We start from the raw sequence: 13,412 nt of genomic DNA, 5'->3' as shown, positions 1-13,412 counted from the left end.
GACGCAGAAGGGTTGCAGCGGTCGTGCCAAGCGGCGCAAGTGACCGAATGTGTAGACGCGAATGGGGTTTTCAGCGCGAAAGCAGTGCACTGAATGCACCAGGAGCCCAATGTGGGAGCGAGCCGTCATGGGGCTGCCCTCTTGGCGGGGAGCGGACAGCATAGGCATAAAAAAACAGCCGTGGAGGCTGTTTCTGAACTCAATCCGGCACTGAACCCTGTGGGAGCGGGCTTGCCCGCGATGGCGTCGGAACATCCAACATTGATGTGTCCGACACACCGCTATCGCGGGCAAGCCCGCTCCCACAGGGTTTTGCAGTGGTCTTCGGATCGGCTCATTCGCCGCGATAAATGCAGCCGCTGGTGCACGTCTCATGAATGCGGATCGCGCTGAGTTCCGGCAACAACGGCTTCATCTCATTCCAGATGAATTTGGCCAGCACTTCGCTGGTCGGGTTTTCCAGGCCGGGAATGTCGTTCAGGTAGTTGTGGTCGAGACGCTCATACAGCGGCTTGAAAATCGCTTTGATCTCGGAGAAATCGCGAATCCAGCCAGTGTGCGGATCGAGGTCGCCGCTCAGGTGCAGCGCGACCTTGAATGAGTGGCCGTGCAGGCGGCCGCACTTGTGGCCGTCCGGGACGTGCGGCAGGCGGTGGGCGGATTCGAAAGTAAACTCTTTGAAGATTTCCACGGTATTTTCGGCTCTGTTCAGATGGCGTTCGCCGCAGCGATTCGGGCAGGCGGCGAGTTTATCAGCTTGTCTTTGGCCGTGCTGACTAAAGGGTCAGCAAGCGGTCGGCGAGGCGACCGTTGGCCGTCAGCTCGAGGAATTCGTCACCCAGTCGCCGGCTCTCGTCTATCGCCGTGTGCCAGTATTTCTGCCGGCCCGGCGCATCGCCCATGAAGCGTTTGAAGTCGTTGCGATCGGGCAGTTTGCCGTAGGGCAGGCGCGCCAGATATTCCTTTGATGGCGCGACCAGCAGCACATCCTGCAGACGCTGCACCGAAGCGCGGCGCCATGGCAGGGTCTTGTCGAACCAGCCGGGAATCACCCGATCGGTGAAGTGCGGATACAGCACGATGCCGTCGCCGCTGTAGGGCAGGTCGAGGTGGTAGTCGAGCAAACCGCCGTCACGGAACGTACCCGCGCCGGCGCCGGGCAGGTCACGCACCCCTTCCATGACCATCGGAATCGACCCGGAAGCGAGCAGGGCCTGGCGCAGGTTGCCGGTATTGAGCGCAACGAAACGCGAGGGGAAATCGGTCAAGGCATCAAGCGGCGGCGCCAGGCGTGGATCGTGGATGATCAGCCGCTCAAAGTGTCGCGACAGCCGTGCACGGCCGCGCAGGTTGTCGGCGATCACCGAACCCAGCGCCAGACCGAGGCGTCCGCGATGGTCTTCGGCGAGGCGGCCCTGGCTTTTCACCACCATGATGTTCAAGCGGTAATCGGCGTTCTCGAGGATGCTCGCATCGCGGCCGTCGAGCAGGTCATTGAGCATGCGCTGCGAGCTCTGGCTGATCTCGGCCATGGTCACGCCTTTGTTGAAATGCTGCTCGGCGTACAGCTCACCGAGGCGGCGAATGCCTTCGGCGGCGTCCGGCAGGCAGGCGCTGGCGAAGCGCCAGGAACCCACCGACGCGCCGATCAGCGAACGCTCACGCGGCGCACTTGGCAGCCACTCGCCGAACAACGCCAGATCGAGCCCCTGAATCCCCAACGCCTTTGGCCCACCGGCTGCACCGGGCAGGGTGCCGACGTCCGCGGCGTGTAAACCCTGCGCACGAATGCGCGCCATGGCCCGTGGGCCGGCCTTGAGGGTGAGGGCGGGAAACTTGATGTGGATGGCGGTCATACCGGTCTCGATCGTTAGCAAGCTGGCGATTATAAGCACATGTTGCAGGCCCATGTAGGAGTGAGCCTGTCCCACAAACGGGGCAGACGCAAAACCAGTGTGGGAGCGAGCCTGCTCGCGAAAGCGGCGGGTCAGAAACATCGCTGCAGCTGACACTCCGTCTTCGCGAGCAGGCTCGCTCCCACAGGGAATCTTGCCAACAGTGGGGCACAATGATGGCCATTCAGTTTCAGTTAAGTTGACCTCGCTATGGTGCCCACCGTAAGCAACATATAAGAATTCGGAGACACCATGAAAACCCTGACTGCCCTGACCACTGCCTCGATCCTCGGCCTTGGCGCCAACACTGCGCTGGCGCGCGATCTCGGGTCTGACGAAGCGCTTCGTTTGCGAGACGCTGGTACTATCGTCTCCTTCGAGAAGCTCAACGCCATCGCCCTGGAAAAACACCCCGGTTCGGAAATCACCGAGACCGAGCTGGAGGAAGAGTACGGCAAGTTCATTTACCAGATCGAACTGCGCGACCCGAAAGGGCTGAAGTGGGATCTGGAGTTGAACGCGGTCGATGGTGAAGTGCTCAGGGATCATCAGGATACGTAATGAAGCTGAATAGTCGCGCCACCCGCCTGACGGCGCTGGCGCTGGTGTTGTTGTGCAGTACGGCCATGGCTCGCGACCTCGATCAGGACGAGGCGCTGGCCCTGCGTCGCGATGGTGTGATCCTGCCGCTGGAGCAAGTGCTGCAGCAGGCCATGGATCGCTACCCCGGCGCCAAACTGCTGGAAGTCGAGCTGGAAGAAAAACACGACGTGTACATTTACGAAGTCGAATTGCTGACGGTCGAGGGCGTGGCGCGCGAGCTGCACCTGAAAGCCGATACCGGCGAGTTAGTGAAAGACAAGGAAGATTGATCGATGCGTTTGCTTCTGGTGGAAGACCACGTACCACTGGCCGACGAATTGCTCGCCGGCCTGCAGCGCCAAGGCTACGCGGTGGATTGGCTGGCCGATGGTCGTGACGCGGTGTATCAGGGCAGCAGCGAGCCCTATGACCTGATCATCCTCGACCTCGGCCTGCCCGGCGTGCCGGGGCTGGACGTGCTGGCGCAGTGGCGCGCGGCCGGTCTGGCGATTCCGGTGCTGATCCTTACCGCGCGCGACTCCTGGGCCGAGCGCATCGAAGGGCTGAAGGCCGGCGCTGACGATTACCTGACCAAACCGTTCCACCCGGAAGAACTGTACCTGCGCATTCAATCGCTGCTGCGCCGCTCCAAGGGCCAGGCCAACCAGCCGACCCTGCAAGCCGCCGGCCTGCATCTGGACGAAGGCCGCCAGTGCGTGGTTCGCGACGGCGCCGACATCCAGCTGACCGCCGCTGAATTCCGCCTGCTGCGCTATTTCATGCTGCATCCCGAGCAGATCCTCTCGAAAAGCCACCTCGCCGAACACCTCTACGACGGTGAGACCGAGCGTGACTCCAACGTCCTCGAAGTCCACGTCAATCACCTGCGGCGCAAGCTCGGCAAAAGCGTGATCGAAACCCGTCGCGGTCAGGGATACCTGTTCGGCGGACAAGCTTCATGAGATCAATCCAGCGCCGTTTGAGCCTGGGTCTGATCAGCGTGATGGTGGTGGTCGGTCTGGTGCTGGCGCAAACCAGCCTGTGGTTGTTCGAAGTCGGTTTGCAGCGCTACCTCGAAGCCGGCCTGCGCAACGACAGCGAAAGCCTGCTGGTAGCGCTGGTGCGCGGCCCGCAAGGTTTGCAGCTGGATGAGCGGCATCTGTCGCCGGCCTATCAGCGGCCGTTTTCCGGGCACTACTTTCGCATCGATTTCTCCGACAGCCACTGGCGTTCGCGCTCGCTGTGGGATCAGGAACTGCCGCTGCTGCAACACCCGGGGCTGCACAGCAATCTGCAACTTGGCCCGGACGGGCAACGCTTGTTGATATTGCGCTCGGACTATCGACGCCTGGGTCAGTCGATCTCGATCAGCGTCGCCCAGGATTACACGCCGGTCAGCGACAGTTTCCAGCGCATGCGCCAGATCGGCCTCGGTCTGGGGCTGGCGGCGTTGCTGTTGATCCTGTTCCTGCAACGCCTGACCGTACGCCGCGCCCTTAAACCGCTGGAACGCGCGCGCGAGCAGATCGCTCAGTTGCAGCAGGGCCAGCGCTCGCAACTCGACGATCAGGTGCCGGTGGAGCTGGAACCGCTGGTGGCGCAGATCAACCATTTGCTCGCCCACACCGAAGACAGCCTCAAGCGCTCGCGCAATGCCTTGGGCAACCTTGGCCACGCGCTGAAAACCCCGTTGGCGGTGCTGCTCAGCCTGGCCTCCAGCGACAAGCTCGATGACCATCCCGAGCTGCGCAGGATCCTCAAGGAACAACTGGAGCAGGTGCAGCAGCGCCTCAATCGCGAACTCAATCGCGCGCGGTTGTCGGGGGATGCGCTGCCCGGCGCGTTGTTCGATTGCGATGCCGAGCTGCCAGGGTTGCTGGCGACCTTGAACATGATTCACGGCGAGCATCTGGCCTTGAGCTACGTCGCACCGCCGGGTTTGCAACTGCCGTGGGACCGCGAGGACTTGCTCGAACTGCTCGGTAACCTGCTCGACAACGCCTGCAAATGGGCCGATGCCGAGGTGCGCTTGAGTGTGATCGAAAGGTCTGACGGCTTTGCCCTGAGCGTGGAAGATGATGGGCCAGGGATTCCCGAAGAGCAGCGCACTCAGGTGTTCAGCCGTGGCACGCGGCTGGATGAGCAGACCCACGGGCATGGGCTCGGCCTTGGGATCGTGCGGGATATTGTCGATACCTGGGGTGGCTTGCTGGTGCTGGGCGAAAGCGAGTGGGGCGGGTTGAAAGTGGTGATTGAACTGCCTCGGCGGTGAGCCCTTGAAAAGCCCCTCACCCTAACCCTCTCCCAGAGGGAGAGGGGACTGATTGTGTTGTTCTTGAGAGATGCACCCACTTGAAATCCGAGTCGAACTCAGGACTTGAATGGCATGAAAATCGGCTCCCTTTCCCCCTCGCCCCCCTTGGGGGGAGAGGGCTGGGGTGAGGGGGGATTGGAACTGACACCCCGCACTTGTGCATCAAACGCGAAACTGATCCATCAACCGCTGTTGCTGATTCGCCAGGCTGTTGAGCGACTGGCTCACGCGAGCCGATTCATTGGCCTGCCCGGACAGCGACTCGGTCACATCGCGAATCGTCGCCACGTTGTTGTTGATCTCCTCAGCCACTGCGCTCTGCTCTTCGGCGGCACTGGCGATTTGCAGGTTCATGTCGCTGATCACCGTCACCGCATCGCCGATCTGCCGCAACGCCGTGACAGCCTGACCCACCTGCTCAACGCTGCCCTGGGCCTGACGATGGCTGTTGCCCATCGCACCGACCACTTCCTGCGTGCCATTCTGCAATTGCTCGATGACCTGGCGGGTTTCCTCCACCGACTCCTGAGTGCGGCGCGCGAGGTTGCGCACTTCATCGGCGACCACGGCAAAACCGCGTCCGGCTTCACCGGCGCGGGCGGCTTCGATGGCGGCGTTGAGTGCGAGCAGGTTGGTCTGCTCGGCGATGGCGCGGATGGTTTCCAGCACCGTGCCGATTTTCTCGCTGTTGGCGGCCAGGCCCTCGACCTGAACCATCGCTGCGCTCATGTCGGCGGCGAGGGTGTCGATGCTCGCGGTGGTGTGGTCGATCACGGTCAGACCCTGGCGGGTGGCGCGGTCGGCGTCCTTGGCGGCTTCGGCGGCCTGGGCGGCACTGCGTGCAACGTCCTGGGCGGTGGCGCTCATTTCGTGGGAAGCGGTGGCGACCTGATCGACCTGACGGTATTGCTGCTCCATGCCAGCGCTGGTCTGGGTGGCGATGGCTGAGGACTGGTCGGCAGTGTTGCGCGCGTCCTGCACCGAGCGCTTCACCTCGGCAATGATCGGCTGCAACTTGTCGAGGAACTTGTTGAACCAACCGGCCAACTGGCCGAGCTCGTCCTGCTTGTCGTAGGCCAGACGCCGGGTCAGGTCGCCTTCGCCGCTGGCGATGTCTTCAAGCATGTGCGCCACACCGAGGATCGGCTTGGTCACGCTGCGCGCCATCAGCCACACCAGCAGCAGACCGATGAGGGCGGCGAACAGGCCGAGGCTCAGTTCGATCAGCGTGCCTGAGGTATTGCTCGCATCCAGTTGCTGCTTGAGCGCTTCGGCACGGCTGACCAGGACTTGCTCCGGCACATCGAGCAACACGCCCCACGCCGGCCCATCGGGAATCGGCTGGAACGGCGACAGCACTTTCAACTGGCCATTGCTGTGCAGGCTGCTCACGCCAGTGCTCGAGGCGAGCAGGCGCAGCAACTCGCTGCCGCTGGCCTGATCTACCGCATCCAGGCGCTGGCTGAGTTTGCCGGCATCCGGGCTGTAACCGGCGAGCAGGCCGGCGGGGCTGACGATACTGACGGCGGTCTGGCCGTCGTAAAGCTTGCGGCTGGCGTTCTGGCTGATCGCTTGCAGGCTGTTGAGGTTGATGTCGACCGACAGCGAGGCGATGACTTTGCCATTGACCTGCAGCGGGAAGACGATGCTGGTCATCAGCACTTTCTGGCCATCGATGACATAGAAGTACGGCTCGATCACGCAGGGTTTGAGCGTGGTGCGCGGGCAGGTGAACCAGGCGTTGGCGGCCTGACCGCTGGGGCCGGTGCTGGTGTCGCTCATGTCGCTTTCCGGCAGCGCCATCGTGGTGACTTTGCCCGGGGTCGGCTGCGACCAGTACAGGGCGAAACGGCCCTTGTCGTTGCTGCCCAGTTCAGCCTGATCGGCGAACAGTTCGTCCTTGCCGTCCAGCGCATTGGCTTCGAACACCAGCGACAGGCCGAGCAGGTCCGGGTTGGCTTGCAGCGCGGATTTGACCTGACGGGTCATGTCCTCGCGCAGGTCGAAGGCATCGAGAAAGCGCTTCTCGGCCTGCTCACGCAAAAACAGTACCTGCCGCGAGAAACCGTGGCCGTACTGATAGGCGTCCATGAATTGCTGACGAATGCCGGCGGCCTGCACTTCACCTTGCGATTCGATCCGCGCCTGCGCCGACTCGGTGAGCATCTCCATGCTCGAGGCCTTGACCAGCGCCGAGCTGTGTTCCATGCGATACAGCGAAAGACCGACCAACAGGGTCACGATACCGGCCAGGCAGAGGCCGGCGAGCAGGGTGATTTTCCATTGGATGGAAAGTTGTCTGAGCGACATGGAAAACATCCTTATCCGATAAATATCTGAGACTTTGCACTGTAGCGGCCGCGTTTCGGCTTTCTTTATGCCGTGAGCGCAATATGACCGATTGCCGCATGCGGGGCCTGTGGTCCTGTGATCCTGTGGTCCTGTGGTCCTGTGGTCCTGTGGTCCTGTGGTCCTGTAGTCCTGTAGTCCTGTGGCGAGGGGATTTATCCCCGTTCGGCTGCGAAGCAGTCGTGACACCTGCGTATAGGGTTGATTTAAAGTTTGCCGGGGGCGGCTTCGCCACCCAACGGGGATAAATCCCCTCGCCACAGGGCTTTGACAGCGCCGCCACTCTGCGGCACAGTGCGCGCCCTCTAATAAGACCCTTCATACAAATCCGCCGGCCAGCGCCGGGCGGACTCATCCTGTCTGGCGGTGTGTTTCCACCCGCAGTGTTTTTTGAGGTAGTGAAATGAATGCAGTCATAGCAGCCGTCGGCGTCATGCTGATCCTCAGCCTGTCGCGCGTGCATGTGGTGATCGCGCTGATCGTCGGGGCGCTGGTCGGTGGCCTGACCGGCGGTCTGGGCATCGACGCAACACTCAAGGCGTTCAACAGCGGTCTGGGCGGCGGCGCGACGGTGGCGTTGTCCTACGCCTTGCTCGGCGCGTTCGCCGTGGCAATCGCCAAGTCCGGCCTGGCCCATGCGCTGGCCGACAAGGCTTTGGCGATGGTGGATCGGCAGCACGCAACCGGCGGCGGTAACGTCAAATGGCTGCTGATCGGCCTGCTGTGGGTGGTGGCGATTGCCTCGCAGAACATCCTGCCGATCCATATCGCGTTCATTCCGCTGCTGGTGCCGCCACTTCTATATGTACTGACCAAGCTGCAACTCGATCGCCGTCTGATCGCCTGCGTCATGACCTTTGGCCTGATCACCCCGTACATGTTTCTGCCGGTGGGTTTCGGCAACATCTTCCTCAACGAAATCCTGCTGGCCAACGTCGCGCGCAGCGGCGTCGACATCAGCGGCATCAATGTCACCCACGCCATGGGCATTCCGGCGCTGGGCATGGTTTTCGGACTGGCGATCGCGTTCATCAGCTACCGCAAGAAGCGCGTTTATGACCTGGCCAAAATCGAACAGGTCGAGCAGACGGCGGTGCACTACAACCCGCTGAGCCTGATGATCGCCGGTGTGGCCATCGCTTCGGCATTCGTGGTGCAGTTGCTGCTGGACTCGATGATTATCGGCGCTCTGGTCGGCTTCCTGATTTTCTCGGTGTCGGGCATCGTCAAATGGCGCGAGACCGATGACCTGTTCACCGAAGGCATGAAAATGATGGCGATGATCGGCTTCATCATGATCGCCGCCTCAGGCTTTGCCGAAGTGATGAAGGCCACCGGGCAGGTGCAGACGCTGGTCGAATCGTCGGCGGCCTGGATCAATCACAGCAAAGGCGTCGGGGCTTTGTTGATGCTGCTGGTGGGCTTGCTGGTGACCATGGGCATCGGTTCGTCGTTTTCCACCGTGCCGATTCTCGCAGCGATCTTCGTGCCGTTGTGCGTGCAACTGGGCTTCAGCCCGATCGCCATCGTCTGCATCGTTGGCACTGCCGGCGCGCTGGGCGATGCCGGTTCGCCGGCCTCGGACTCGACCCTCGGCCCGACCTCGGGCCTGAACATCGACGGCCAGCATCACCACATCTGGGACACCGTCGTGCCGACCTTCCTGCACTACAACCTGCCGCTGCTGGTGTTTGGCTGGATCGCGGCGATGGTTCTCTAAAAAATCCACAATTGCCCCATGTGGGAGCGAGCCTGCTCGCGAAGGCGTCGTGTCAGTCGACACACAGGTTGCTGAGCCAACGCTTTCGCGAGCAGGCTCGCTCCCACAGGGGGGGGCGGCGATGTTTCAAGACTCAACTTTTGCCCCGGCGTGCCGTTAAAGCCTTTAACCACGCCAACAAAATCAAAAGAGTGAGTCCCCCGATGCGTCTGAGTCTCAAGGCTAAAGTCCTGTCCCTTGCCGTTCTGCCGGTGCTGCTCTTTGCGCTGGTCATCAGCGTGACCACGCTGTTCATCCTCCAGGAACAGGCGCGCAAGGAGGTCGAACAGACCCGCGAGCGGCTGCTCGGCGACGCCAAGGCCACCCTGCAAAGTTACGTCGCCGTGGCCATGACCACGATCAAACCGCTGTACGACGCCGCCGCACCGGGCGACGACGCGGCGCGGGCGCAGGCGATCAAATTGCTCTCGGGCATCCGCTACGGCAAGGATGGCTACTTCTTCGGCTACGACTCCGAAACCGTGCGCCTGTTCAAGGCCAACGACCCCGATGGCGTGGGCAAAAGCTTCAAGGACAACCGCGATCCGAACGGCGTCTACGTCAACCTCGGCCTGGTCAAAGTGGCCAAGGACGGCACCCACTATTTGCAATACAGTTCGCCGCTGCCGGGTAACGCCAAGGTGCTGGTGCCGAAACTCGGCTACACCGAATACCTGCCGAAGTGGGACATGGCGGTAGGCACCTCGGTCAACCTCGACGGCATCGAAGCGCAAGTGGCGCAGGTCGAGGCGCAAGTGCAGGAGCGCGTGCAAGGCGTGGTGCTGAGCATCGTCGGCGTTGCGGTGCTGGTGCTGTTGGTGATCGCGGCGGCGGGCATGCTGCTGGCCAACACCATTCTGCGCCCGCTGACCCTGATGAAAGCCAACCTCGACGACATCGCGGCGGGCGAGGGCGACCTGACCCGGCGCCTGAACATCACCAGTCAGGACGAACTCGGCGAACTGGCCGGCTCGTTCAATCGTTTCGTCGACAAGATCCACGGCCTGGTGCGGCAGATCACCGAGATGACCACGCAACTGACCGGTCTGGTCACCCAGGTCTCGGAACAGGCGCAGCGTTCCGATCAGGCCATGGAGCGTCAGCGCCACGAAACCGATCAGGTCGCCACGGCGATCAACGAAATGTCCGCCGCCGCTCAGGAAGTGGCGAAGAGCGCGCAAAACGCTGCCGTCGCCGCTCAGCAGACCGACGAAGAAGGCCAGAGCGCCAAGCGCGTGGTGGCGGGCAGCATCAAACAGATTCATGCGCTGGTCGACGACATCCGCAACAGCGGCGTGTCGCTTGACAGCCTGCAGCAGGACGTCAGTTCGATCGTCGGCGTGCTTGGGGTGATTCGTTCGATTGCCGAGCAGACCAACCTGCTCGCGCTCAACGCCGCGATCGAAGCGGCACGTGCCGGTGAGGCCGGGCGCGGGTTTGCGGTGGTTGCGGACGAAGTACGCGCGCTGGCCAGCCGCACGCAGATCAGCACCCAGGAAATCCAGGGCATGATCGACCGCTTGCAAGCGGGCACGCAGCAGGCGGTCGAAGCGATGCGCCGTTCCAGCGAGGCCGGCGACGGCACTTCGCAGCAAGCCAATCAGGCCGGTGCATCGCTGGACGCCATGGCGCAGTTGATCGCGACGATCAACTCGATGAACGCGCAGATCGCCAGCGCAGCGGAAGAGCAGACGGCGGTGGCCGAAGAGATCAACCGCAGCGTGCATCAGATTGCCGTGGCGGTGGACAGCGTCGCCGATGAAACGCAACTGGGCGCGCAAACGTCGCGCAGTCTGGCGGAGCTGGGGCAGCGGTTGGGCAAGCTGGTGGGGCAGTTCCGTATCTGATGGCCTGAAAAGCCCCTCACCCTAGGCCTCTCCCAGAGGGAGAGGGAACCGATTGGGGAATATTGCGGGATTACGCCGACCTGAAAGTCCTGCTTTGAATCCATAATCGACGCGGTTTTTCAGGTCGATGCAGTAGGTGGGACACCTCGGTCGGTTCCCCTCTCCCTCAGGGAGAGGGCTAGGGTGAGGGGGCTCTTGATCTTCAGGCTCTGTCCCAATAGGGAATCTCGCCAAAGCACTCGACAAAAAAATCAATCACCGTCCTCACCTTCACCGACAACCGTCGGCTCCCCGGCCACAGCACGGCGATCTGCTGCGGTTCCAGACTGTTCGACACCTGATATTCCCCCAGCACCGGCACCAGCGTGCCCTCGCGCACCGCTTCGCCAATCAGCCACGACGGAAACATCACCAGCCCGAGGCCTTGCTGAGCGGCCTGGGTCAGGGTGTCGGCGTGGTTGCCGGTGATCGGGCCTCTTACCGTGTACGGCGTCCAGTCCTCGCCATCACGGCGGAAAAACCAGCGCTGCTGACCGGCCGCGCCTTTGTAGGCCAGGCACTGATGTTGCGCAAGTTGGTCGGGATGCTGCGGGATGCCGTGGCGTTTGAGATAGGCCGGGCTGGCGGCGACCTGAAAACGGTGCGGCGCCAGAATGCGTGCCTGCATGCTCGAATCGTGCAGCGCGCCGATGCGAAACAGCAGGTCGGCGCCTTCCTGTAGCGGGTCGATGTAATGGTCGGTTTGCTGGATATCCAGTTGCAGCTTCGGATAGCGCGCGCAGAGCTGGCCGAGCCAAGGCGTCAGATGGCGCTGGCCGAACACCACCGGGGCGTTGATGCGTACCAGTCCGGTGGGCTCGCTTTGCTGTTCCTGCAACGCCTGCTCGGCTTCTTCCAATTGCACTAGCAGTAACCGCGCATGGTGGCCGAGCGTGCGCCCGGCTTCAGTCGGCGTGACGGCGCGGGTGTGGCGGTAGAGCAATTGCTGGTTCAGCGCCTGTTCCATCAACTGGATCTGCCGCGAAATCGAGGAGGGCGCGACCCCTTCGCGGCGGGCGACTTCGGAAAAACTGCCGTGGTCGAGGACCGCTACAAACAGCCTTAACGCTTTGAATCCGAGTTCGTTGAGCCCGTGCATGCCGTGTCTCGCTGTGCGTGTTGCGCAAAAGTGTTGTCCGGATGCTCCCATTTATCGCACAGCGGCGCCAGCCGATAATCCGCGCCATTGTTTTTGAGCGTGGAAGGTTATGTATGCAGACGTTGGATGAAGGGGTGGTTGCTGCACCGGTGAAAAGCTCGGTGTTGCGTCTGCTGTTGCTGCCGCTGGTGATTCTCGCTGGCATGGGCTTGTCGGTAGAAGCCGGATTACTCGGGCCGCTGGGTGAGCAGGTCGGGCATTTGTGGGCGACGTTGAGCATCTTCGGCGTGGGTTCGGCGATCCTGTTTTTGCTCTTGCTGTTCGCCGGCCCACAGAAAGGTCCGGCGCTGACCGAGTTGCCGCGCTGGCAGTTGATCGGCGGGTTTCTCGGGCCGATCTACGTGGTGGTGCTGACGCTGGCGACGCCGCATATCGGCATCGCCATGACGATGATTGCGATTTTGTCCGGTCAGGTCGGCAAGAGTGTGCTGATCGACCATTTCGGCTGGTTCGGCGCGACGCGCAAGAAGGTCAACGGCGAGCGCTGGCTGGCGTTGGGCTTGATTGTGGTGGCTTTGGTTCTGATTGCGCGGGGGTGAGTGATGGGGCTGGTGATTTTGTTGGTGGTGGTGGTATTGGCCGGTGCGGTGTTGAGTGTGCAGGCCGCGATCAATGGGCGTCTGGGTGAAACGGTGGGGGTGCTGCGTAGCAGTTTGCTGACCTTTGCGGTGGGCGCGGTGGTGACCGGGTTGTTGATTCTGTTTTTCGAGCCGGCGCAGGCGGTGAGTCTGCTTGAGGTGCCGAAGTGGCAGTTGACCGGGGCGCTGTTCGGCGTGGTGTACATGATGGTGATGGTGGGTGCGGTGCCGGTGGTCGGGACGGCTGTGGCCACGGTGGCGGTGATTGTCGGGCAGTTGGGGATGGGGATGTTGATCGACAATTTCGGCTGGTTGGGGAATCCGGCGATCGGCTTGTCTCCGAGTCGGATGTTGGCGATGGTGTGTCTGGCGGTGGCTTTGGTGTTTATGTATCGGAGTTCGCGGCAGGCGCAGTGATTTTATTTGTTTGACTGTGTACATATCCGTTGCTGCGGGTGTTGCTGATTACGGTTCCGCTCTTACAGCGGGTCACTTTTTCTGACGCCAAAAAGTAACCAAAAGGCTTGGCCCCGGCGTTCGGCCCGCTCGCTGGGGCTCGGGGTTTCTTCGCTCCGGGACCGATCCCTCCACTCAGCCTGCCGATGGGGCCGGCACGGCAAGATCAAGGGCGGTACTCGAGCTTGCGCTCATTGTGTTGAGTGGTTAGGAGCGGGTGGTGTCTGGCTTTGGTTTTGTGCCGGGATTCGCCCCTCACCCCAGCCCTCTCCCGAGGGAGAGGGAGCCGACCGAGTTGTTTCGCGTTATACAGCGAACTGAAAGACCTTATCGATTATGGATTCGGTGACGCACGATCAGGTCGGTGTACTTTTGAAGCACTCCCCAATCAGTCCCCTCTCCCTTTGGGAGAGGGCTAGGGTGAGGGGCTTTTG

12 protein-coding genes and 2 pseudogenes are annotated in these 13,412 nt (G+C 62.1%); 9 read left to right on the top strand and 5 right to left on the bottom strand.

The genetic code is table 11. From position 1 onward, the window contains the following. Nucleotides 1-334: 334 nt before the first annotated feature. Both queD and AB4O45_RS03935 read right to left on the bottom strand, forming a co-directional pair. A complete protein-coding gene (queD, locus tag AB4O45_RS03940; protein WP_007915588.1) occupies nucleotides 335-691 on the bottom strand; it encodes a 6-carboxytetrahydropterin synthase QueD in 357 nt (118 codons plus the stop codon). An 85-nt stretch (nucleotides 692-776) separates the two neighbouring features. Beyond that, nucleotides 777-1,856 (bottom strand): patatin-like phospholipase family protein, encoded by a 1,080-nt coding sequence (locus AB4O45_RS03935; protein ID WP_423662314.1) that lies wholly within the window; start codon nucleotides 1,854-1,856, stop codon nucleotides 777-779. Nucleotides 1,857-2,147: 291 nt separating this feature from the next. Here AB4O45_RS03935 and AB4O45_RS03930 point away from each other — a divergent pair, with 291 nt between their 5' ends. From AB4O45_RS03930 to AB4O45_RS03915, 4 genes are read left to right on the top strand one after another with little or no spacing between them, the layout of a single operon-like run. After that, entirely contained in the window at nucleotides 2,148-2,456 is a 309-nt protein-coding gene (locus AB4O45_RS03930; RefSeq protein ID WP_460161094.1) for a PepSY domain-containing protein, read from the top strand. Then, nucleotides 2,456-2,767 (top strand): PepSY domain-containing protein, encoded by a 312-nt coding sequence (locus AB4O45_RS03925; protein WP_016775413.1) that lies wholly within the window; start codon nucleotides 2,456-2,458, stop codon nucleotides 2,765-2,767. The genes AB4O45_RS03930 and AB4O45_RS03925 overlap by 1 nt, the downstream gene beginning before the upstream one ends. 3 nt (nucleotides 2,768-2,770) lie before the next feature. Next, complete coding sequence (locus AB4O45_RS03920; protein ID WP_016775412.1) at nucleotides 2,771-3,439, top strand: response regulator transcription factor; 669 nt, start codon at nucleotides 2,771-2,773, stop codon at nucleotides 3,437-3,439. Continuing rightward, nucleotides 3,436-4,749 carry a sensor histidine kinase gene (locus AB4O45_RS03915; RefSeq protein WP_460161093.1) on the top strand — a complete coding sequence of 438 codons (1,314 nt, stop codon included), beginning with the start codon at nucleotides 3,436-3,438 and terminating at the stop codon, nucleotides 4,747-4,749. The genes AB4O45_RS03920 and AB4O45_RS03915 overlap by 4 nt, the downstream gene beginning before the upstream one ends. A gap of 204 nt (nucleotides 4,750-4,953) precedes the next feature. Here the strand turns inward: AB4O45_RS03915 and AB4O45_RS03910 are convergent, their stop codons facing one another. Both AB4O45_RS03910 and AB4O45_RS03905 read right to left on the bottom strand, forming a co-directional pair. Beyond that, nucleotides 4,954-5,658, bottom strand: a complete 705-nt coding sequence (locus AB4O45_RS03910) for a methyl-accepting chemotaxis protein (RefSeq protein WP_370695146.1) — start codon at nucleotides 5,656-5,658, stop codon at nucleotides 4,954-4,956. A 201-nt stretch (nucleotides 5,659-5,859) separates the two neighbouring features. Beyond that, a pseudogene (locus tag AB4O45_RS03905) lies at nucleotides 5,860-5,916 on the bottom strand (hypothetical protein); the annotation flags it as partial. Nucleotides 5,917-7,543: 1,627 nt separating this feature from the next. On the opposite strand from AB4O45_RS03905, the gene AB4O45_RS03900 reads away from it, so the two are divergent. The 3 genes and pseudogenes from AB4O45_RS03900 (at nucleotide 7,544) to AB4O45_RS03890 (ending at nucleotide 10,746) form a co-directional block, all read left to right on the top strand. Then, nucleotides 7,544-8,860, top strand: a complete 1,317-nt coding sequence (locus tag AB4O45_RS03900; protein WP_125927245.1) for a Na+/H+ antiporter family protein — start codon at nucleotides 7,544-7,546, stop codon at nucleotides 8,858-8,860. Nucleotides 8,861-9,063: 203 nt separating this feature from the next. Further along, nucleotides 9,064-9,840: pseudogene (locus AB4O45_RS03895) on the top strand (cache domain-containing protein); the annotation flags it as partial. Nucleotides 9,841-9,924: 84 nt separating this feature from the next. Further along, complete coding sequence (locus AB4O45_RS03890) at nucleotides 9,925-10,746, top strand: methyl-accepting chemotaxis protein (RefSeq protein WP_370695145.1); 822 nt, start codon at nucleotides 9,925-9,927, stop codon at nucleotides 10,744-10,746. Nucleotides 10,747-10,948: 202 nt separating this feature from the next. On the opposite strand, the gene AB4O45_RS03885 is transcribed toward AB4O45_RS03890, so the two are convergent. Next, nucleotides 10,949-11,884 (bottom strand): LysR family transcriptional regulator, encoded by a 936-nt coding sequence (locus AB4O45_RS03885; protein WP_460161092.1) that lies wholly within the window; start codon nucleotides 11,882-11,884, stop codon nucleotides 10,949-10,951. Between the two features lie 113 nt (nucleotides 11,885-11,997). On the opposite strand from AB4O45_RS03885, the gene AB4O45_RS03880 reads away from it, so the two are divergent. Continuing rightward, nucleotides 11,998-12,483: a DMT family transporter gene (locus AB4O45_RS03880; RefSeq protein WP_110603826.1), complete on the top strand. Its 486-nt coding sequence runs from the start codon at nucleotides 11,998-12,000 to the stop codon at nucleotides 12,481-12,483. 3 nt (nucleotides 12,484-12,486) lie between these two features. Continuing rightward, nucleotides 12,487-12,939 carry a DMT family transporter gene (locus AB4O45_RS03875; protein WP_041477232.1) on the top strand — a complete coding sequence of 151 codons (453 nt, stop codon included), beginning with the start codon at nucleotides 12,487-12,489 and terminating at the stop codon, nucleotides 12,937-12,939. The last annotated feature ends 473 nt before the right edge of the window (nucleotides 12,940-13,412 follow it).

The organism is Pseudomonas sp. S2_B10 (assembly GCF_054668425.1).
Note: the sequence above shows the minus strand (reverse complement) of the source record. Positions and strands in the feature narration are given on the sequence as shown.